Annotated in this window: 19 protein-coding genes; 7 read left to right on the forward strand and 12 right to left on the reverse strand. The window is 70.8% G+C overall.

What is annotated here, in order from left to right; genetic code table 11:
• Nucleotides 1-2: 2 nt before the first annotated feature.
• The 3 genes from rsmA to DFR74_RS12725 all read right to left on the reverse strand — a co-directional run bounded on the left by rsmA (nt 3) and on the right by DFR74_RS12725 (nt 3,586).
• Complete coding sequence (gene rsmA / locus DFR74_RS12715; protein WP_067513506.1) at nt 3-884, reverse strand: 16S rRNA (adenine(1518)-N(6)/adenine(1519)-N(6))-dimethyltransferase RsmA; 882 nt, start codon at nt 882-884, stop codon at nt 3-5.
• Nucleotides 885-1,287: 403 nt separating this feature from the next.
• The gene (locus tag DFR74_RS12720) at nt 1,288-2,415 is read right to left on the reverse strand and encodes a resuscitation-promoting factor (RefSeq protein WP_067513505.1); all 1,128 of its coding nucleotides are present in this window, start codon (nt 2,413-2,415) and stop codon (nt 1,288-1,290) included.
• A 343-nt stretch (nt 2,416-2,758) separates the two neighbouring features.
• Nucleotides 2,759-3,586 (reverse strand): TatD family hydrolase, encoded by an 828-nt coding sequence (locus DFR74_RS12725; protein WP_067513503.1) that lies wholly within the window; start codon nt 3,584-3,586, stop codon nt 2,759-2,761.
• Nucleotides 3,587-3,687: 101 nt separating this feature from the next.
• On the opposite strand from DFR74_RS12725, the gene metG reads away from it, so the two are divergent.
• Together metG and DFR74_RS12735 are read left to right on the forward strand one after the other, a co-directional pair.
• The gene (gene metG, locus DFR74_RS12730) at nt 3,688-5,274 is read left to right on the forward strand and encodes a methionine--tRNA ligase (protein ID WP_067513501.1); all 1,587 of its coding nucleotides are present in this window, start codon (nt 3,688-3,690) and stop codon (nt 5,272-5,274) included.
• Nucleotides 5,275-5,291: 17 nt separating this feature from the next.
• Entirely contained in the window at nt 5,292-5,462 is a 171-nt protein-coding gene (locus DFR74_RS12735; RefSeq protein WP_113975083.1) for a hypothetical protein, read from the forward strand.
• 19 nt (nt 5,463-5,481) lie between these two features.
• On the opposite strand, the gene DFR74_RS12740 is transcribed toward DFR74_RS12735, so the two are convergent.
• Nucleotides 5,482-6,234, reverse strand: coding sequence for an isocitrate lyase/PEP mutase family protein (locus DFR74_RS12740; RefSeq protein WP_067513499.1), 753 nt, complete (start codon nt 6,232-6,234; stop codon nt 5,482-5,484).
• Between the two features lie 102 nt (nt 6,235-6,336).
• On the opposite strand from DFR74_RS12740, the gene DFR74_RS12745 reads away from it, so the two are divergent.
• Together DFR74_RS12745 and DFR74_RS12750 are read left to right on the forward strand one after the other, a co-directional pair.
• Complete coding sequence (locus tag DFR74_RS12745) at nt 6,337-6,501, forward strand: hypothetical protein (protein WP_195124725.1); 165 nt, start codon at nt 6,337-6,339, stop codon at nt 6,499-6,501.
• A 125-nt stretch (nt 6,502-6,626) separates the two neighbouring features.
• Complete coding sequence (locus DFR74_RS12750; protein ID WP_067513544.1) at nt 6,627-7,481, forward strand: SDR family oxidoreductase; 855 nt, start codon at nt 6,627-6,629, stop codon at nt 7,479-7,481.
• A 4-nt stretch (nt 7,482-7,485) separates the two neighbouring features.
• On the opposite strand, the gene DFR74_RS12755 is transcribed toward DFR74_RS12750, so the two are convergent.
• The 5 genes from DFR74_RS12755 to soxR form a co-directional block, all read right to left on the reverse strand.
• Entirely contained in the window at nt 7,486-8,313 is an 828-nt protein-coding gene (locus DFR74_RS12755; protein ID WP_067513498.1) for an ABC transporter ATP-binding protein, read from the reverse strand.
• A gap of 12 nt (nt 8,314-8,325) precedes the next feature.
• Nucleotides 8,326-9,369, reverse strand: a complete 1,044-nt coding sequence (locus DFR74_RS12760; RefSeq protein WP_067513497.1) for a FecCD family ABC transporter permease — start codon at nt 9,367-9,369, stop codon at nt 8,326-8,328.
• On the reverse strand, nt 9,366-10,406 hold the full coding sequence (locus DFR74_RS12765; RefSeq protein ID WP_084538105.1) for a FecCD family ABC transporter permease: 1,041 nt from the start codon (nt 10,404-10,406) through the stop codon (nt 9,366-9,368). The genes DFR74_RS12760 and DFR74_RS12765 overlap by 4 nt, the downstream gene beginning before the upstream one ends.
• Nucleotides 10,407-10,459: 53 nt before the next feature.
• Entirely contained in the window at nt 10,460-11,416 is a 957-nt protein-coding gene (gene fepB, locus DFR74_RS12770) for a Fe2+-enterobactin ABC transporter substrate-binding protein (RefSeq protein ID WP_113975084.1), read from the reverse strand.
• Between the two features lie 187 nt (nt 11,417-11,603).
• A complete protein-coding gene (gene soxR / locus DFR74_RS12775; RefSeq protein WP_067513495.1) occupies nt 11,604-12,089 on the reverse strand; it encodes a redox-sensitive transcriptional activator SoxR in 486 nt (161 codons plus the stop codon).
• A gap of 124 nt (nt 12,090-12,213) precedes the next feature.
• Here soxR and arcA point away from each other — a divergent pair, with 124 nt between their 5' ends.
• Together arcA and DFR74_RS12785 are read left to right on the forward strand one after the other, a co-directional pair.
• Complete coding sequence (arcA, locus tag DFR74_RS12780; RefSeq protein ID WP_067513494.1) at nt 12,214-13,467, forward strand: arginine deiminase; 1,254 nt, start codon at nt 12,214-12,216, stop codon at nt 13,465-13,467.
• Between the two features lie 7 nt (nt 13,468-13,474).
• A complete protein-coding gene (locus DFR74_RS12785; protein WP_067513492.1) occupies nt 13,475-13,843 on the forward strand; it encodes a GntR family transcriptional regulator in 369 nt (122 codons plus the stop codon).
• On the opposite strand, the gene DFR74_RS12790 is transcribed toward DFR74_RS12785, so the two are convergent.
• On the reverse strand, nt 13,840-15,438 hold the full coding sequence (locus tag DFR74_RS12790; protein WP_067513490.1) for a dolichyl-phosphate-mannose--protein mannosyltransferase: 1,599 nt from the start codon (nt 15,436-15,438) through the stop codon (nt 13,840-13,842). The two genes, DFR74_RS12785 and DFR74_RS12790, sit on opposite strands and share 4 nt — an antisense overlap.
• Nucleotides 15,439-15,702: 264 nt before the next feature.
• On the opposite strand from DFR74_RS12790, the gene rsmI reads away from it, so the two are divergent.
• A complete protein-coding gene (rsmI, locus tag DFR74_RS12795; protein WP_067513541.1) occupies nt 15,703-16,557 on the forward strand; it encodes a 16S rRNA (cytidine(1402)-2'-O)-methyltransferase in 855 nt (284 codons plus the stop codon).
• Nucleotides 16,558-16,583: 26 nt separating this feature from the next.
• Here the strand turns inward: rsmI and DFR74_RS12800 are convergent, their stop codons facing one another.
• Both DFR74_RS12800 and DFR74_RS12805 read right to left on the reverse strand, forming a co-directional pair.
• A complete protein-coding gene (locus tag DFR74_RS12800) occupies nt 16,584-17,711 on the reverse strand; it encodes a glycosyltransferase (RefSeq protein WP_067513488.1) in 1,128 nt (375 codons plus the stop codon).
• A 75-nt stretch (nt 17,712-17,786) separates the two neighbouring features.
• Nucleotides 17,787-19,655, reverse strand: coding sequence for a putative bifunctional diguanylate cyclase/phosphodiesterase (locus DFR74_RS12805; protein ID WP_267898904.1), 1,869 nt, complete (start codon nt 19,653-19,655; stop codon nt 17,787-17,789).
• Between the last annotated feature and the right edge of the window lie 10 nt (nt 19,656-19,665).

The following is a 19,665-nucleotide window of genomic DNA, read 5'->3' on the forward strand; positions in this document are numbered from 1 at the left end:
TGCTAGCCCTGTTCGGCCAGGCGGACGAAGGCGGCCGTATCGAGGGTTTCGCCGCGGGCGGTGGGCGCGATGCCCGCCGCGGTGAGGCGGCGTTCGGCTTCGGCGGGGGAACCGGCCCAGCCGGCCAGCGCGGCGCGCAAGGTCTTGCGGCGCTGGGCGAACGCGGCGTCGACGACCTCGAAGACGCGGCGGCGATGCTCGGCGTCGATCGGCCACGGCGGTTCGGCGAAGCGCTCGACGCGGACCAGACCGGATTCGACGCGCGGCACCGGCCAGAACACTTGGGTCCCCACCGCGCCCGCGCGGCGCACGGTCCCGAAGAACCCGGCTTTCACGCTCGGCACGCCGTAGGTGCGGCTGCCCGGTTCGGCGGCCAGCCGGTCGGCGACCTCGGCCTGCACCATGACCAGCGCGGTGCGCAGGCTCGGCAGCTCGGCCAGCAGGTGCAGCAGCACGGGGACCGCCACGTTGTACGGCAGGTTCGCCACCAGCGCGGTCGGCTCGGCGGGCAGGTCGGCGGCGCTCACCCGCAGCGCGTCAGCTTCCACAACCCGCAGGCGGTCCGCCAGCTCCGGCGCGCGATCCGCGACCGTGGCCGGAAGATGCCGCGCCAGAACGGGATCGATCTCGACGGCGACCACCGAGTCCACCACATCGAGCAGCGCCAGCGTCAGCGACCCCAGTCCCGGCCCCACCTCGAGCACCACATCGTCGCGCCCCACCCCCGCCGCACTCACGATCCGCCGCACCGTATTCGCGTCGTGCACGAAGTTCTGCCCGAGCTGCTTCGTCGGCCGCACCCCGAACCGCTCCGCCAACACCCGCACCTCAGCGGGCCCCAACAGCGCAGCACTCCCACGAGCGGATTCCTCAGCATCGGACACCGCTAGAACCTATCAACCCGGCGAACTACGCCGGGACACCGCGCGGGTGCGCCGACACGACACGGACACCGGCGCCTCTGGCGATACTTGATGGGGAGGCAAGGAGGTGGCGGTGTGATCGATGTGTTTCGCGATGCCTTGTTCACGCCTACGGACGTGTCCCATCACCTGCTGATTCCTCGCCGCACTGTGAACAATTGGCTGGCCGACGACACACCGTCCGGACCGCTGGTCCACCACGTCCCTCCCGAACGCCGTGGGGCCGCCAGCGTGCCGTATCACTCCACCGCCCAGTGCACGCGGTTCACTCCGACAGGGACGGTACGCCTATCGGAGTGAGGCCGAACGCACTGCGGCGCCGCACGGATTCCCGTGCGGCGCCGCGGTGTTCGTCTTGGAGAGTTCAGCTCAGCCCGAGGCGGCTGGTGCAGGAGGGCCAGGCGCCCCAGCCTTGGCGGGCGCGGGTGACTTCGGCGATGGCGATTTGTTCTTCGCGGGTGGCCAGGTCGGCGCGGGGGGCGTATTTGAGGCCGCCCTGGCGGGCCCAGGTGTTCTGGTCGAACTGCACGCCGCCGTAGTAGCCGTTGCCGGTGTTGATGGACCAGTTGCCGTTGGACTCGCAGCGGGCCAGGGCGTCCCAGATGTGGCCGTCGCGTACGGGCGGGACCTCGGTGCCGGGCTTGGCGCCCTTGCGCACCGTCTTCGGCTGCGCGGGGACCTGCACGCTGGCGCTCACCTGCGTGCGCTCCACCTCCTGGCCGTTGACCAGGGTCACCGCGAAGGTCACGTCGTGCACGCCCGGCGCGCCGGGATTCTCGACGATGGTGCGACTCATGTTCAGCGTGGGGTCCTCGATGACGTTCTCCGGCGGGTCGAACGGCAGCGTCTCGGTGCGCTGTTCGACGCGCTTGCGCGTCACCACGATGTGCTGGCCGTCGGTCAGCGGGGTGCTCGCGGCGGGCTCGACGGTGTCCTGCTCGATCAGCGGCACCCCGGCCACGGCCAGGAGGTCGCCGACGGTCGGCGCGGCCAGCCGCAGGTCGACCGCCTGACCGGCGCCGTCGACCAGCGTCACCGCGCGCGGGCTGGCCACGTGCAGCTTCGCGCCGTCCAGCGGCAGCGGCTCGTCGCGGGCCGGAGAGACGAACATCTCGGCGGAGAGGTTCAGCTCGTCGAGGGCCTCGCCCGCGGTCAGGCCGGTGGTCCACACCTGCTCGACCTTGCCGTCCAGGGTGAGCGCCACCTCGCGCGCCCGGTTCAGCACGATCGTCGCGCCGTCGGTCACCGACGAGCCGCGCCCGGGGCGGACCAGGTCGCGATCGGTCACGTCGTATCCGGCCGCACGCAGCACCCCGTCGACATCACGGGACATGGTGGTCAGGATCGAGCGCTCGCCGTCCACGACGACCGTGACCGTCTTGCGGTTCACGATCGCCATCGAGGCGCCGACGATCAGCGTCAGCAGCAGCGCCGCGATCGCCGCGTACAACAGCGGCGAGCGGGACTGGTTGATCCTCGTTAAGGGGGACATGGTCACAGTACGATAACGAAGCGGTCAGCGCTGGACAACCGCGCCGCCGTGACCGGTACCAGCGGTGATCACGAATTGATATCGACGCCGCAGGTAGATCACGGCCTCCGAGACCGGAAGTGACCTGAAACACATTCCGCGTTTGCCCGCGACACGCCGGGGTACGCGTCGCGCGGGCGCCCGCGTTCACTACTCCGCGCGAGCACCGCGCACGAGCACTACCGCGCGAGCGCCGCCGCACGAGCACCCCGCGCCAGCACCGCGCACGAGCGCTCCACGCACCTCACCGAGCAGTTCAGCGCTCCCCGCGAACCTCACTCAGAAACCACTCCCCGCCCCTCGCTCAGAACCGATACACCCGCCGCGCATTGGCGGTCGTGATCTCCGCCAACTCCCGCGGATCCTGCCCGCGCAACTCGGCCAGCGCCCGCACCGTGTACGGCAGGCAGTACGGCTCGTTGGGCGCGCCCCGGAACGGATGCGGGGTCAGGTAGGGGGCGTCGGTCTCCACCAGAATCTGCTCGTCGGGCACCACCTTGGCGGCCTCGCGCAGCTCGTGGGCGTTCTTGAAACTCACCGTGCCGGAGAAGCTGAGCACATACCCCTCCGCGACGCAGGACAGCGCCATGTTCGTGTCGGAGGAGAAGCAGTGGAAGATCACGGTCGGCGGCGCGCCCTCGTCCAGCAGCACCGTGAGCAGGTCGTGGTCGGCCTCGCGGTTGTGGATCATGAGCGGTTTGCGCACCCGCTTGGCCAGGTCGATATGCCAGCGGAAGCCCTCGACCTGGGTCTCGATATCGGCGCAGCCGTCCAGCTTGCCGGGCCAGTAGTAGTCGAGCCCAGTCTCGCCCACCGCGACCACGCGGGGATCGCCCGCCAGGGTTTCCAACTCGGCCTTGGCCGCGTCGTCGAGCGCGTTGGCACGGGTGGGATGCAGCGCCACGGCCGCGTACACGCGCGGGTCCCAGTGCGCGGCCTCGACGGCCCACCGGGCGGCGGCCAGGTCGTCGGCCACCGTCACCACGCGGCCCACACCCACCGATTCGGCGCGGTCGACGATCACCGCGGTCGACGCCGCGTCGGTCGCACCGCACGCGTCCAGGTGGGTGTGCGCGTCCACCAGCGGGGTCAGCGGTTCGGGCAATTCGGGCGCGGAACGCTTGGCGCTCATCGGCACTCACCCGCGAGCCGGACCGGCGCGCCGGGGCCGGAGACACAGACACGGATATTCACGTGGGCGACGGAATGCACGCGCACTACAGTAGAGCCACCATGACTGCAGCCGGACGCACAGCATCCTCTGGTGCCGAGGCACCAGCCTTCTACATCACCACGGCCATCGCGTACCCGAACGGTGCGCCGCATATCGGGCACGCCTACGAGTACATCTCGGCCGACGCCCTGGCCCGGTTCAAACGGCTCGACGGGTACGACGTCTTCTTCATGACGGGTACCGACGAGCACGGCCAGAAGATGCAGCAGGCCGCGGCGGCGGAGGGCGTTCCGGTCCAGGAGCTGGCGCGGCGCAACTCCGACGTGTTCGAGCAGCTCGACAAGACCCTCGACATCTCCTACGACCGCTTCATCCGCACCACCGACGAGGATCACAAGCGCGCCAGCATCGCGATCTGGGAGCGGATGCTCGCCGCGGGCGACATCTACCTGGACAACTACTCCGGCTGGTACTCGGTGCGCGACGAGGCGTTCTACACCGAGGAGGAGACCACCCTGCTCGACGACGGCACTCGCGTCTCCACCGAGACGAACACGCCCGTCGAGTGGACCGAGGAGTCCAACTTCTTCTTCCGGCTCTCGAAGTACCAGGACCGCCTGCTCGCGCTCTACGAGGAGCACCCCGAGTTCATCGCGCCCGCCACGCGCCGCAACGAGATCGTCAGCTACGTGAAGGCCGGGCTGAAGGATCTGTCCATCTCGCGCACCACGTTCGACTGGGGCGTGCCGGTGCCCGACCATCCCGACCACGTCATGTACGTGTGGGTGGACGCGCTCACCAACTACCTCACCGGAGTCGGCTTCCCCCAGACGGATTCGGCGGCGTTCACCAAGTTCTGGCCCGCCGACGTGCACATCATCGGCAAGGACATCACCCGATTCCACACCGTGTACTGGCCGGCGTTCCTGATGTCGGCCGGCGTCGAACTGCCGAAACGCGTGTTCGTGCACGGGTTCCTGTACAACAAGGGCGAGAAGATGTCGAAGTCGGTCGGCAACGTGGTCGACCCGCTCGAGCTCGTGAACGAGTACGGCGTCGACGCGGTGCGCTTCTTCCTGCTGCGCGAGATCTCCTACGGCCAGGACGGCAGCTACAGCCACGAGGCGATCGTCTCCCGCATCAACAGCGATCTGGCCAACGAGTTCGGCAACCTGGTGCAGCGCAGTCTGACCATGGTGAACAAGAACTGCGGCGCGGCCGTGCCCACGCCCGGTGAGTTCACCGACGAGGACCGCGCACTGCTGGACCGCGCGCACGGCCTGCTGGAGCGCTGCCGCGCCGAATTCGACGCGCAGCAGATGCATTTGGCGCTCGAGGCGATCTGGCTGACGCTGGGCGAGACGAACAAGTACTTCTCCGCCCAGGCGCCGTGGGCGCTGCGCAAATCGGGCACCGAGGCGGACCTGGCCCGGATGGCGACCGTGCTGTACGTGACGCTGGAGGTGGTGCGTATCGTCGCGCTACTGGTGCAGCCGGTGCTGCCCGCGTCGTCGGCGAAGATCCTGGACCTGCTCGCGCAGGAGGGCCGCACCTTCGCCGACATCGCCACCCCACTCACGCCCGGCACCCCGCTGCCCGCACCGGAGCCCGTGTACCCGCGCTACCTGGACAAGAAGGACGCGTAATCGCTGGACGCAGATACGTGGCGCGCGGTGTTCCCGGCGGATATCGCATCTGGGACAACAAGAATCGCCGCTACCGGGGTGAGCTGTACGAGCTGTGCCCCGACGATCTGCTGACGGAGCTGAACGGGGCGCGCGACTACGCCCGGATCACCGCGTTGCTGCGGCGGTACCGGGCGTTGCGGCGGTGAGCCTCGCCCCGTCGCCCGCTCAGATCCAGCGCGCGAGCAGGCGGTTCGCCTCCTCGGCGAGGGCGGCCTGGAGGAACGGGCCGAAGCTGATGCGGGCGACGCCCTGCGCGGCGAGTTCGGCCTTGTCGGACTTGTCCGGCAGGCCGATCGCGTTGACGGGCAGCGGGAGTTCGGCGGTGAGCCTGCGCTGCACGTCGGCCGCGTGCCTGCCGACCGGGTAGAGCACGTCGGCGCCCGCGTCGGCGGCCAGCTTCAGCCGGGCGATCACGCGGTCGACCCGGTCGGACTCGTCGCCGTCCTGGCGCAGGAACAAGTCGGTGCGCGCGTTGACCACCAGGTGCACGCCCGCGGCGTCGGCGTACTCGCGCAAGCCGTGCACCAGTTCGGCGTGCTCCTCCGCGCCGCGCAGGCGCTTGCCCTCGCCGTGCACGGTGTCCTCGATATTGAGCCCCACCGCGCCCACCTCGAGCAGGCCCTCGACGAGCTGGGCCGGGCCGAGCCCGTAGCCGGATTCGATGTCGACCGAGACGGGCACGTCGACGGCGCCGGTGATCTGGCGGACCCGGGTGAGCAGTTCGGTGAAGGTCATCCCCTCGCCGTCGGCGCGCCCCACCGAATCGGCGACGGGGTGCGAGCCCAGGGTGAGCGCCGAGAATCCGGCCGCCACAGCGAGATTCGCCGACCACGCGTCCCACACGGTGGGCAGGACCACCGGGTCGCCCGGACGGTGCAGCGCGAGCAGGACATTGGCCTTGCTTTCGAGAGAGGTCATATCCCGATCATCCCCGGCGGTGCGGTACTCATGCACGGGCGACACACGAACAGCGGGTGAACCGCTCGCTCGGCGGGGAGATTCGACAACTCGGCCCGAGCCGTGCCGTCGCCGCTGCGCGGCGCCCTCGTGGCCCGGTTCGCGGCGAACGGCGTCGATCACCGCGTGGTCACCGGCACCGGGCAGCACACGGAACTGAACGCGGCGATGTGGGCGGCGATGACGGAGTTCCTGGCCCAGCTGCGCGCCGCGCCCACCGAACGCTGAGGTAGGAACCCGCACAGATAATCGGTGTCTCCCGGCGCGCGCCGTGCGGCGCGCAGTACCCTGCGGGTGCCGTATCGGGCTAGTGAGATGGGGATGCCGTGGTGCTAGGTGTGGGGCGGCGGCGGATCGGCCGCCGTGACTTCCGGGGCGCGAAAGTGCTGGTGACGGGGGCGGCCAGCGGGATAGGGCGGGCGACGGCGCTGGCGGTGGCCGAGGCGGGCGGTGAGCTGGTGCTCACCGATATCAACGCCGAGGGGCTGGCCGCCACGGTCGCCGATATCGAGGCGGCGGGCGGACAGGTGCCGGCCTGGCGCGCGTTCGACATCACCGATTACGAGGCGGTGGCCGCGTTCGCCGTCGACGTGCACGCCGCGCACGGCAGCCTGGACGTCGTGATGAACGTGGCGGGCACGTCGACCTGGGGCACGGTGGAGAACCTCGAGCACCGGCACTGGAAGCGGATGGTCGACATCAACCTGATGGGCCCGATCCACGTGATCGAGAGCTTCGTGCCGGAGATGGTGCGGGCCGGGCGGGGTGGCGCGCTGGTGAACGTGTCGTCGGCGGCTGGGCTGCTGGCGCTGCCGTGGCACGCCGCCTACAGCGCGGGCAAGTACGGCATCCGCGGGGTGTCCGATGTGCTGCGCTTCGATCTGGAACGCCACGGCATCTCGGTGCACCTGGTCGCGCCCGGCGCGGTGAACACGCCGCTGGTGCACAGCTTCGAACTGGTCGGCGTCGACAAGGACGATCCGAAGGTGCGCCGGTTCACAAAGGTGTTCACCAAGCACGCGGTCGCGCCGGAGAAGGTGGCGGCGGCGATCCTGCGCGGTGTCACGCGCAACCACTACCTGATCTACAGCTCGTTCGACATCCGGTTCGGGTACTGGTGGGCGCGCAAGTTCGCCTTCCCCTACGAGTTCGTGATCCGCAGGGCGAGTGCGCAATTCAGCAAGTTGCAGGATTCGCTGACCAAGTAGGGGGTCAGCCCGCCCGCTCGATGGACTTGCTCCCGGACACGCTCTCGATCGGAATCACCAGGGGCGCACCGGAAACCGGATCGGTGATGATCATCGCCTGCAAGCCGAACACGGCCTCGAGCAGATCCGGCGTCAGCACCTCGGCGGGCGCGCCGGTGGCCACGACCGCGCCCTCGCGCAGGACGACGAGGTGGTCGGCGTAGCGGGCGGCCTGGTTGAGGTCGTGCAGCACCAGCACCAGGGTGCGCCCGTCCTCGGCGTTGAGCCTGCGGCACAGCTCCAGCACGTCGAGCTGGTGGGCGATGTCGAGGTAGGTCGTGGGTTCGTCCAGCAGCAGCACCGGCGTGTCCTGCGCGAGCACCATGGCCAGCCAGACCCGCTGCCGCTGCCCGCCGGACAGTTCCTCGACGGGCCGGTCGGCCAGCGCGGTGATCGACGTCGCCGCCATCGCCTTCGCCACCACGCGCTCGTCCTCGGGCGACCACTGTCGCAGCAGCCGCTGGTGCGGGAACCGCCCGCGTGCGACGAGATCCGCGACGCAGATGCCGAACGGCGCGACCGAGGTCTGCGGTAGCAGGCCGAGCCGGCGCGCCACCTCCTTCGCCGAATACTTGTGGATGTCCTTGCCGTCCAGGATCACCTGCCCGGCGTCGGGGACCAGCAGGCGCGAAAGTGCCCGCAGCAGCGTCGATTTGCCGCAGGCGTTGGGCCCGAGGATGACGGTGATCGCCCCCGCCGGGATGTCGACGCTGAGATCGCTCGCCACCCGCCGCGAGTCGTAGGACAGGTCCAGTCCCACCCCGCGCAGGGGTGTGGTGTCGGCCTCTGGCATGTGATCCCTCCGCTACACCTGTTTCGACCGGCTGAGCAGCCAGATGAGATAAAGGCCGCCGACGATGCCGGTCATGCGGCCGATGGGCACGCTCGCCCCGATCGGCAGGGTCCGGGTGATCACGTCGGCGGTGACCAGCAGGAACGCGCCCATCGCCGCCGCGCTGAAGACCGGCAGCGTGGTCGATCGGGTGAGCCGCAGCACCAGTTGCGGTGCGGCGAGGGCGATGAAGACGATCGGCCCGGCCGCGCCGGTGGCCAGCGCGGCCAGCAGGACCGCGCCGAAGATCAGCGACAGCCGGACGCGTTCGACAGGCACGCCGAGCTGGCCCGCGATGTCGTCGCCCATCTCCATCAGCGTCGAATGCCGCGCGATCACCGCGATCAGCGGGACGATCACCAGCACGCCGATCAGCACCGGCACGGCGTGCATCCACTTGCGCGACTCCAGAGAGCCGGCCAGCCACATATCGGCCGCGATCGCGTTGTCCAGATCGCCCTTCACGAGCATGAGACCGTTGAGCGCGGCCAGCACCTCGCCGACGCCGATACCGGTGAGCACCAACCGGTATCCGCCGGTAACTCCGGCTTTCACCGACAGCAGGTACACCACGACAGCGGTCGCGACGCCGCCCAGGATCGCACCGAGCGCGACCTGCAACGGGCCCGCGCCGAAGAAGACGATCTGCGCGATCGCGCCCGTCGCGGCGCCCGTGGTGAAGCCGATGACGTCGGGCGAGCCGAGCGCGTTGCGCGATACCGACTGGAACACCGCGCCCGAGACGCCGAGCGCCGCCCCGGCGCACACGGCCGTCACCACGTGCGGCAGCCGGATGTCGCGGATGATCCGCTCGTACCGGCCGCCGTCGCCGCCGGTGAGGGTGGCCAGGATGTCGGCGACCGGGATCGGCAGCGTGCCGAGCGTCATCGCGTAGACCGCGCCCGCGACCGTGAGCGCGGCGAGAATCGCGGTGACGGTGAGCACTCGGGGCCGGATGACGACGGAGTGCTTGCTCCCCCGCCACACCCGTCCCGTGGTCCGCACCGGCGCGCTCACAGCTGCACCAATCGACGGCGGCGCACCAGAGCGACGAAGAACGGTCCGCCCATGAGCGCGACCATGATGCCGACGCCCACCTCGCCGGGCGGCGCCACCACCCGGCCCAGCGTGTCGGCCGCGACCACCAGCACCGCCGAGATCAGCATCGAGTACGGCAGCACCCAGCGGTGATCGGCGCCCGCGACGAAGCGCGCGATGTGCGGCGCGGTGAGTCCGACGAAACCGATGGGCCCCGCCGCGGCCGTGGCCGCGCCGGCCAGCACGATCACCGCGACCGCCGACAGCGCCCACACCCGCAGCGGTTGCGCGCCCAGCGCCCGGCTCAGGTCGTGGCCGAGCGCGGCCGCGTCCAGCAGCCGGGCCAGCGCGGCCGCCAGGAGCAGGCCGGCGGCGACCAGCGTGACGACCGGGATCAGCACGTCGTAGCCGCGCCCTTGGAGCGAGCCGACCATCCAGTGCCGGAAGCGGTCGAACACGGCTTCCTCGCTGTTGACCAGGATCACCTGGGTGAGCGCGAGCAGCACCACGGTGAGCGCCGCGCCGGCCAGTACCACCCGCACGGGGTGGGTGCCGCGGCCGACGCCGCCGAGCAGGTAGACCGCCGCGCCGGCCAGCGCGGCGCCCGCCAGCCCGAACCACATGTACCCGCTCACGGTGGTGACGCCGAAGAAGGAGATCGCCGCCGCGATCGCGACGGTCGCGCCCGCGTTGACGCCGAGGATGCCGGGATCGGCGAGCGGGTTGCGGGTGAGCGCCTGCATGATCGTGCCCGCCACGCCGAGCGCGCAGCCGACCACGATGCCCAGCAGGGTGCGCGGGATGCGCAGGTGCCGCACCAGCAGGTGATCGCTGTCGGCGGGATCGAACGCGACGATCGCGTCCCAGGTGTCGGCGAGCGGGATCGAGGTGGTGCCGGTGATGATGCCGAGCACGACGAAGACGGCCAGCAGCGCGAGCAGCACCAGCAGGCCGTTGCGGCGCAACGCGCGCTGACGGGCGTGCGGGCGGCGGGTCGGATAGGCGACGGTGGACATGGGGCGGTCGGTGCGCCGGAACGGCCGCCCGCGCCGGGCGGGCGGCCACCCCGTCACTTGCCGAAGTTCTCGACCACGCCGTCGACGATCTCGATGGCGCTGTAGTAGTCCATGCGGAACGAGTTGAGCCCCAGGCCGTACACCTGGTTCGCCTTGACCGACGGCACATTCGCCAGCACCGGATCATCGCGGAACCCGGCGGCGCGGGCGTTGTCGGCGCTGAGGATGAACGTGGTCTCGGCGGTGAGCTTGGTCAGGTTCTCGTAGGCGGTCCACACGAAGTCGGCGCGCGGCTGCGGCTGGGTGTGCCAGCTCGGGTCCGGGTCCTCCACGGTGAAGCCGAGCGCGGTGAGCAGTTCGGCCTGCGCGCCGCCCGCCCTGGCGATCGGGTTGTCCTGGCCGGGGCCGTTGTAGGAGATGATGTTGGCCTTGCCCGCGGGCACGGTGATCTTCGCCTTCGCCTCCGCGACATTCGCGTCGAAGTCCGCGATCACCTGCTCGGCGCGCTCCTCCAGACCGGTGGCGGTGCCGAGCTGGCGCGCGAGCGACTGCCAGGTCTGGCCGCCGTAGTCGACCACGATGGTCGGCGCGATGCGCCCGAGTTCGCCGACCTGGTCGACCAGCGCGTCGCGGCCCGAGGTCACCACCACGATCAGGTCGGGCTCGGCGGCGTACACGGCCTCGACGTCGAAAGTGCCGACCGACCACAGGTTTTCGACCCCGCGCTCGGCGGCCACGTCGGCCCACTGGTCGAAGAACCTGCCCTCGGTGGCGGCGGCGCTGGCCACCACGGGCGCGTCGATCGCCAGCAGGGTGCCGGTGACCGAGACTCCGGTGGAGACGATCCGCTGCGGCTGAGCGGGGATCTCGGTGGTGGTGCCGTCGGCGTTGGTGAAGGTGCGCGGCCAGGCGCCCGACGACGCGGTGTCGCCGGTGGCGGACGTGTCGTCGGAGCCGGAGCACCCGGCAACGGCCAGCACGGCCGCCAAGAGCAGGGCGAGCAGCGCCATGAGACGCGTCCGCGGCGATCTCGACGTGGCAGGCAGGGGTGACATGGGTGCCCTTTCGTCCGACGGGCCCGGACGACCGGGTCACGCTGATGGATCGGTGGCCATACCCGGACTACTTCCAGGCTCTGCCCGCAGAAGTATAGGCTAACCTAAGCCGACGCGGTCGACTCCCCGCAACCGCCCCGTCTCAGCAGGCGGCGGGCTTCGTCGGGCAGTTCAGATGCGTGTCGAGCACGTGCGCGCCGGGGCCTTCCTCACCGAGCCGGTCGTGCTCGTTGACGAGTTTGCAGGTGCCCAGCGAGAGGCAGCCGCAGCCGATGCAGCCGGTGAGGTTGTCGCGCAGGCGGGTCAGCTGATTGATGCGATCGTCGAGGTCCTCGCGCCACAGCGTGGACACCGTCTCCCAGTCGCGACGGGTGGGCGTGCGGCTCTCCGGCAGGCGGTCCAGCGCGTCGCGGATCTGGCTCAGCGGGATGCCGACCCGCTGCGAGATGCGGATGAACGCGACCCGGCGCAGCGTCTCCCTGGTGTACCTGCGCTGATTGCCGCTGGTGCGGCGGCTGGAGATCAGACCCTCCCGTTCGTAGAAGTGCAGTGCGGACACCGCCACTCCGCTACGCTCGGAAAGCTGTCCGGGGGTCAGTTCCTTGGCTCGCCAATCGGCTGTCGACATCACGCTCCTCCATTCACCTCAACAATAGTCGAGGTTTTCTGGGGGCGGAGCGAAACCGGACACCCCGCGCCATTCGGTGGCCGATTTCCGTGCTCCCGGGCCCGCGGCGAACTACGGTCGGAGCATGGGAGCAGATGCTGTGCCCGTGAACGGCGGGACACGCTACGGAGTGACCTCCGAGGTGGGCGCCCTGCGCACGGTGCTGCTGCACCGGCCCGGCGCCGAGCTGCGCAGACTCACCCCGCGCAATAACGATCAGCTGCTGTTCGACGGCATCCCGTGGGTCGAGCGCGCGCAGCAGGAGCACGACCTGTTCGCCGATCTCCTGCGGGCGCGCGGCGTGGAGGTCCTGCTGCTCTCGGACCTGCTCGCCGAGACCGTCGCGGTGAGCGGCGCGGCCCGCATCCAGGGCATCTCCAAGGCCGTCGACGCCCGGCGGCTCGGCCACCCGCTGGCCGACGAGCTCGCCGCCTACCTGCGCGGCGTGCCCGCCCCGGAGCTGGCCGAAATCCTCATGGCGGGTATGACTTTCGACGAGCTGCCGTTCGGCCACGACACCACCTCGCTGGTCCGGCGCATGCACCAGGGCGCCGACTTCGTCATCGACCCGCTGCCCAACCTGCTGTTCACCAGGGACTCCTCGTTCTGGGTCGGGCCGAGGGTGGCCATCACCTCGCTGGCGCTGCCCGCGCGGATGCGCGAGACCTCGCTCACCGACCTCATCTACGCCTTCCACCCGCGCTTCCTGGGCGTGCGCCGCGCCTACGAATCGCACACCGCGCCCATCGAGGGCGGCGACGTGCTGCTGCTCGCGCCCGGTGTGGTGGCGGTGGGCGTGGGCGAGCGCACCTCCCCCGCCGGCGCGGAGGCGCTCGCGCGCAGCCTCTTCGACGACGGGCTGGCCCACACCGTGCTGGTGCTCCCGATCGCGCAGACCCGCGCGACCATGCACCTCGATACGGTGTGCACCATGGTCGACACCGACGCCGTGGTCATGTACCCCGCCGTGCGGGACGAATTGCGCGCCTTCACGATTCGCCGCGACGACGATTACACCGCCTACGAGCACGGCGGCGTCACCATGCGCGGGCCCGACCCGTTCCTGCCCGCGGCCGCCGAGGCCATGGGCATCGGCAAACTCCGGGTGATCGACACCGGACTCGACGGCGTCACCGCCGAACGCGAACAGTGGGACGACGGCAACAACACCCTGGCCCTGGCGCCCGGCGTGGTGGTGGCCTACGAGCGCAACGAGATGACCAACGCGCGGCTCACCGACGCGGGCATCGAGGTGTTGCCGATCCCCGGTTCGGAACTGGGCTCGGGCCGCGGTGGCCCGCGCTGCCTGTCCTGCCCCTTGGCCCGCGACGACGTCTGAGGCGACCATGCTGACCACCGTCAGGATCGACCACGACTCGCCCGTTCCCCCGTACGAGCAGCTCCGGCTGGCGGTGGTGGACCGGGTGCGCTCCGGCCGCTTGACCGCGGGCACGAAGATCCCGACCGTGCGCGCGCTGGCCGCCCAACTGGGTCTCGCGCCCAACACCGTCGCCAGGGCCTACCGCGAACTGGAGGCCGACGGCGTGATCGAGACCAGGGGCAGGCAAGGCTCGTTCATCGCGTCCTCCGGCGATCCCACCCGGGACGCGGCCGGGCGCGCCGCCATCGCGTACGTGGCGACCATCCGCCGCCTCGGCCTCGACGACGACGCCGCACTCGGTTTCGTGCGCTCGGCGCTGGAGACGGCGGGCTAGCGCCAGCTCGGCAGCCAGAGGTGGTCCTGCCAGGAGCCGGGCGTGATGGACTGCCCGGTCAGGATCGGCCACAGCCAGGCGAAGTTCACGATCACCAGCGCCAGGTAGAGGCTGACCGCCAGCAGGCCGAGTCCGTAGCGTTCGCTGGGTGGGGCGGGCAGGAACGTGCCCTTGGGACTGCGCGCGACGCGCACCGGCCGCGCGGGCCCCAGGATGTCGCCGAGGACGAGCGCGATGCCCATCATCAGGAACGGGGCCAGCGGCACCGCGTAGAAGAAGTACATCTGGCGGTCCAAGGTGAGGAACCAGGGCAGCAGGCCCGCGCCGTACCCGGTGAGCACCGCCGCGTAGCGCCAGTCGCGGCGCACCACCGCGCGCCACAGCATCCAGCCGAGCACCGGCAGCGCCACCCACCAGATGGCCGGGGTGCCGACCAGCATGACGGCCTTCACGCATTGGGCCTCGCCGCAGCCGCCCACGTTGTTGTCGGCGAAGTAGTACAGCATCGGGCGCAGGCCCATCGGCCAGGTCCACGGCTTGGATTCCCAGGGGTGGTGGTTGCCCGCCGAGTTGGTGAGTTCGGAATGGAAGCGCAGGGATTCACCGCTGTAGAACCACAGCGAGCGCAGCGCGTCGGGGAAGAACGACCACGGGCCGCCTTCGCCGACCTGATTGCCGACGGCGTAGCGGTAGACGCCGGTCTCGCTGGCGAACCAGGCCCAGTAACTGGCCAGATACACCCCGAGCGGGATCACCACCAGCGCGTACAGCGCCGGGCCCACATCGCGCAGCGCGGTGCCCGACCACGGCCTGCGCACGCCGTAGGCGCGGCGGGCGGCGAGGTCGAAGCAGACGCTCATGAGGCCGAACGCGGCGATGTAGTACAGGCCCGACCATTTGGTGCCGCAGGCCAGGCCGAGCAGCACGCCCGCGCCGAACCGCCACCAGCGCACGCCCAGCCGCGGGCCGAACGCGGTGAGCCCGATGCGGCCCTCCGCGTCGACGCGGGCCATCCTGGCGCGCACCTCGTCGCGGTCCACGATCAGGCAGCCGAACGCGGCGACCACGAACACCGCCATGAAGATGTCGAGCATCGCCATGCGCGAGGTGACGAACAGCATGCCGTCGGCGATCACCAGGATGCCCGCGAACGCGCCGACCAGCGTGGAGCGGGCCATGCGCCGCACGATCCTGATCACCAGCAGCACCAGCACGGTGCCCGCCACCGCGGAGGCGAACCGCCAGCCGAAACCGGTGTAGCCGAACAGGAATTCGCCGATGGCGATCATCTGTTTGCCGACCGGCGGGTGCACGATCAGGCCGTAACCGGGGTTGTCCTCGACGCCGCCGCCGGTGAGCATCTGCCACGCGTGCGGCGCGTAGTGCTTCTCGTCGAAGACCGGGGTGCCCGCGTCGGTGGGATAGTGCAGGTTGACGAACCGGGTGATCGCCGCGATCAACGTGAGGAACCCGGTGACGAGCCAGCCGCGCAGGGTGTCGCTGGGCCCGAAATCGGGCGCGGGACGCAGCGGGGCGGGGCTCGACCAGGTGGGCACGGCCCCGGTTACGGTCGCGCGGGAGGTCACCTGGGTCACGCCCCGATCGTATTAGGTCGGTGCGCACCGGCCGCGCATCGGTGACCGAGACACCGCGCGAATCACAGGCGCGCGGTGCGGGTGCTGGGAATCCTCACTTCGCCCGGGCCGCTGCACTCACCCCGACCCGGCAGCCGCGAGCGCGCTTAGTCCGGGTTACGGCGAGAGCAATGGCCAGGCGAACGGTTCGGCATGCCGGGTGGTCCGGCGGTGTCGATAGGCTGGCTCGGGAACTGTGAACCAGAGGTGCGAAGCGGAGGCGTGGTGGCGGACGGGAACGCGGGACGGTTGGTGCTCGCGGCGACGCCGCTGGGCGATATCGGCGACGCCTCGCAGCGGTTGCGCGACGGGCTCACCACCGCCGACGTGGTCGCGGCCGAGGACACCCGGCGCACTCGCTCGCTGGCCAAGGCGCTGGGCGTGGAGATCGGCGGGCGCGTGGTGAGCTTCTACGACCACGTGGAGAACGCGCGCATCCCCGCCCTGCTCGAGGACATCGAGTCCGGCCGCACCGTGCTGCTGGTGACCGACGCGGGCATGCCGTCGGTGAGCGATCCGGGCTACCGGATGGTGGCCGCCTGCGTCGAACGCGGCCTGCCGGTGACCTGCCTGCCCGGACCGTCGGCCGTCACCACCGCGCTGGCGCTGTCCGGAATCCCGGTGGAGCGCTTCTGTTTCGACGGGTTCCCGCCGCGCAAGTCCGGCGCGCGCAAACAGTGGCTGGGCACGCTGCGCACCGAGCCGCGCGCGTGCGTGTTCTTCGAGGCGCCGCACCGGTTGGCCGACTGCCTCGCCGACGCCGTCGACGTGCTGGGCCCCGACCGCCGCGCCGCCGTCTGCCGGGAACTCACCAAGACCTACGAGGAAGTCGTGCGCGGCACCCTCGCCGAGCTCGCCGCGTGGGCCGTCGAGGGCGCGCGCGGCGAGATCACGGTGGTGCTGGAGGGCGCCGTCCCCGTCGCCGCCGACCCCGCCGACCTGGTCGAAGCCGTCGAATCCCTCACCGCCGCCGAAGGGTTGCGCCTCAAGGACGCCTGCGCGCGCGTCGCGGCCACCCACAACGTGTCCCGCCGCGAGCTCTACGACGCCGTCCTGGCGTCGCGTGCGGACGACGACTAGGCGATCCCACGGTTCCGGTTCGCCCGTCAACGACCCAGCACCGCGAGCATGCCCGCGACCGCGCGGGGCCAGGTGAACTGTTCGGCGCGGGAGCGGGCGGCGTGGCGGCGGGCCGGGGCGGGCAGGGCGAGGACGTCGGTGACGGCGCGGGCGAAGGCGCCGGGGTGGTCGGCGGCGACGGCACCGCAGTCGGCGGTGACGATGTCGGCCAAAGCGGACGAGCGGCTGGCGACGACGGGCGTGCCCGCGGCGAGGGCTTCCAGCGCGGCCAAGCCGAAGGTCTCGTGCGGGCCGGGAGCCAGCGAGACATCGGCGGTGGCAAGCAGTTTCGCGACCATCGAGCGATCGCTGATGAATCCGGTGAAGTGCACGGCCGGCTGGCCGCCCGGCAGCGGGGGCAAGGTGCGGGCGCGACGTTCCAGCGCGTCGCGGCGCGGCCCGTCGCCCGCGATCACCAGCCGCACGCCCGCCCCCGCCTTGCGCAGCGCGGCGACCGCCTCGATGCTGCGGTCCACGCGCTTCTCCACCGAGAGCCTGCCGCAGTGCACCAGCAGCGGCTGCCCCGGCACCGCCAGCTCCTCGCGCAACCGCAGGTCGCGCCGGCGCGGGCTGAACAGATCGAGGTCCACCCCCAGCGGCACCAACTCCACGTTCGGCGCGCCGATGCGATCGAACTCCGCGCGCGCGAATTCGGTGGTGCAGACCACGATGTCGTATTCGTCGGCGGTGCGCCGGTTCGCGAGGTCGGCGCCGCGGCGGGCCAGCGGGCCGGGCAGCACCTGCCCGAGCAACCGGTCCAGCCGCTCGTGCGAGATCATCACGCTCGCCACGTCACGGCGGCGCGCCCAGCGCCCGAAACCGCGCAGCGTGAGCCGGTCCGACACCTCCAGCACGTCCGGCCGCAGCCCGGCCAGCACATCGGCCACGCGGCGCGGATCGGCGGCGCGGTAGCCGCCGGTCCACGGAATCGCCAACGTGGGCAACGTGATCCGCACCGCCCCGCCCGGCAGCACCTCCTCGGCCCGCCGCGGCCCCGGCACGATCAGCACCACCTCGTGTCCCGCCGCCACGTACCCGGCGCCGAGGTGATGCAGTGCGGTGCGCAGCCCACCCGACCGCGGACCGTAGAAGTTCGCCAGCTGCACGATGCGCACCCGCCGATCGTCGCAGCGCGACGGACCCTCCCGTGCAACACGTGGTGAACAGTGGGCGAAAAGCTACCGCCCCTCCTAGTGCTTGGCGACCCCGCGCGTCACCCGAGGCAGGTCCAGATCCAGCGGGATCCGTCCCAGCGCCAGATGCGCTTCCACCTGGTCCGACGGCATGGGCCGCGCGATCAGGAACCCCTGGGCCCGGTAGCAGCCGAGACCCACCAAGGTCCGGGCGGCCACGGCGGTCTCCACGCCCTCGCCGACCACGCCCAGCCCGAACGACCCGGCCAGGCCGATGATGGACTTCACGATGGCCAGATCGTCGGTGCTCGCGCCGAGCCGCTGCACGAAACCGCGGTCGATCTTCACCGCGTCCACCGGCAGCGCCTTCAGGTGCGACAGCGAGCTGTAGCCGGTGCCGAAGTCGTCGATGGCGATCTGCACGCCCATCCGCTTGAGCCCGCGCAAGGTCACCTGGGTGCGCGCCAGATCCTGCACCACCACGTGCTCGGTGATCTCCAGGCACACCGAACTGCCGTCGATGCCGAACAGCCGCAGGATGTCCTCGATGCGCTCCACGAAATCCAGGCTCACCAACTGCACCGGCGAGACATTGATGCGCATCACCACGTTGGAAGCCAGTCCGCGCCTGCGCCACTCGGCGAATTGCGCGCAGGCCGAACGGATCACCCAGCGCCCCAGCTCACCCGCCAGGTTGGTGGCCTCGGCCACCGTGACGAACGCGCCGGGCGGCAGCAGGCCCCTGGTGGGATGCATCCACCGCACCAGCGCCTCCAGCGCGACGATCCGCCCGGTGCGCAGGTCCACCTCGGGCTGGTAATGCAACAGCAGCGACCCGTCCGACACCGCGCCGCGCAGGTTCAGCTCCACATCGTCCTGTAGTTCGAACTGCGCGCGCATGGCGTCGGTGAACACCGCGACGCCGTTGCCGCCGCCCGACTTCGCCGACAGCAGCGCGTGATCCGCGCGGCGCAGCACATCGGCGACGGTGGTCTCACCGGGGATGCCGACGGCGACACCCACGCTGGCCCCTCGGCTCACCGACTCCCCGCCGACCTCGACGCGGCGGCCGATGAGCTGCTGGATCCGGGTGGCCTCGAGTTCCGCGGCGACCGCGTCCATGGGTTTGGCGGGCACGATGACGAATTCGTCGCCGCCCAGCCGGGCGATCATGTCGTGCGAGTCGAGGTTCTCGCGCAGTCGCGAGGAGAGGGTGCGGATGAAGTTGTCACCCGCGGTGTGACCCAGGAAATCGTTGAGCGCCTTGAGCCGATCCAGATCCAGGAAGAAGGCCGCGACCGGGCCGGGGCTGCCCGCGCGTAATCGCTCCTCCATGTGCTCGAGCAGCGCGCGGCGGTTGGCCAGGCCGGTCAGGTCGTCGTGCAGGGCGATGTAGCGCAACCGCTCCTCGGCCACCACCCGGGCCTGCACCTGGGCGAACAGCGCGGCGATCGCCTGGAGCACATTGAGCTCCCTGGTGCTCCAGTCCCGGTCGCCCTGTTTGACGAAACCGAGCACGCCGGTGGATTCGCCGCGCGAGACCAGCGGTACGCAGGCCATCGCGACCTGCGGGATGCCGGAGGAGCGCTGGATCGTCTCCTGGTAGTCGGCGTAGCTGCGGCCCGGCCGCACGATCACCGGTTCGGTGGTGTGCTCGAGTTCGCGGAACACCGAATCGGCGTTCTCGAAGTGCACGACGCGCAGCGGATCGGGGTCGGGGATATCGCTGCGGTGCGGCCATTCCGCGACGAGCAGGGTCGCGCGCTGTTCGCGGTCGGTGTGGCGCAGATAGCTGAAATCGACGTCGAAATGCTCGACCAGCCACGACAGCACGCGCTCGCTCGCCGCCACCATCGTGGTGGCGTCGACGCCCATCAACTCGGCGGCGACCTGCGTCACCAGTGAGTCGAGCGTTCGCCGAGGCACCTTGTCTCCG

It is taken from the genome of Nocardia puris (genome assembly GCF_003315035.1).
Classification (GTDB): Bacteria; Actinomycetota; Actinomycetes; order Mycobacteriales; family Mycobacteriaceae; genus Nocardia; species Nocardia puris.

What these genes read in the sequence shown, in the direction of transcription:
- fepB (WP_113975084.1), bottom strand. Translation starts at nt 11,416, where the DNA reads ATGGCGCTGCTCGCCCTGCTCTTGGCGGCCGTGCTGGCCGTTGCCGGG.
- DFR74_RS12740 (WP_067513499.1), bottom strand. Translation starts at nt 6,234, where the DNA reads ATGACCTCTCTCGAAAGCAAGGCCAATGTCCTGCTCGCGCTGCACCGT.
- metG (WP_067513501.1), top strand. Translation starts at nt 3,688, where the DNA reads ATGACTGCAGCCGGACGCACAGCATCCTCTGGTGCCGAGGCACCAGCC.
- DFR74_RS12720 (WP_067513505.1), bottom strand. Translation starts at nt 2,415, where the DNA reads ATGTCCCCCTTAACGAGGATCAACCAGTCCCGCTCGCCGCTGTTGTAC.
- DFR74_RS12765 (WP_084538105.1), bottom strand. Translation starts at nt 10,406, where the DNA reads ATGTCCACCGTCGCCTATCCGACCCGCCGCCCGCACGCCCGTCAGCGC.
- soxR (WP_067513495.1), bottom strand. Translation starts at nt 12,089, where the DNA reads ATGTCGACAGCCGATTGGCGAGCCAAGGAACTGACCCCCGGACAGCTT.
- arcA (WP_067513494.1), top strand. Translation starts at nt 12,214, where the DNA reads ATGGGAGCAGATGCTGTGCCCGTGAACGGCGGGACACGCTACGGAGTG.
- DFR74_RS12785 (WP_067513492.1), top strand. Translation starts at nt 13,475, where the DNA reads ATGCTGACCACCGTCAGGATCGACCACGACTCGCCCGTTCCCCCGTAC.
- DFR74_RS12725 (WP_067513503.1), bottom strand. Translation starts at nt 3,586, where the DNA reads ATGAGCGCCAAGCGTTCCGCGCCCGAATTGCCCGAACCGCTGACCCCG.
- DFR74_RS12755 (WP_067513498.1), bottom strand. Translation starts at nt 8,313, where the DNA reads ATGCCAGAGGCCGACACCACACCCCTGCGCGGGGTGGGACTGGACCTG.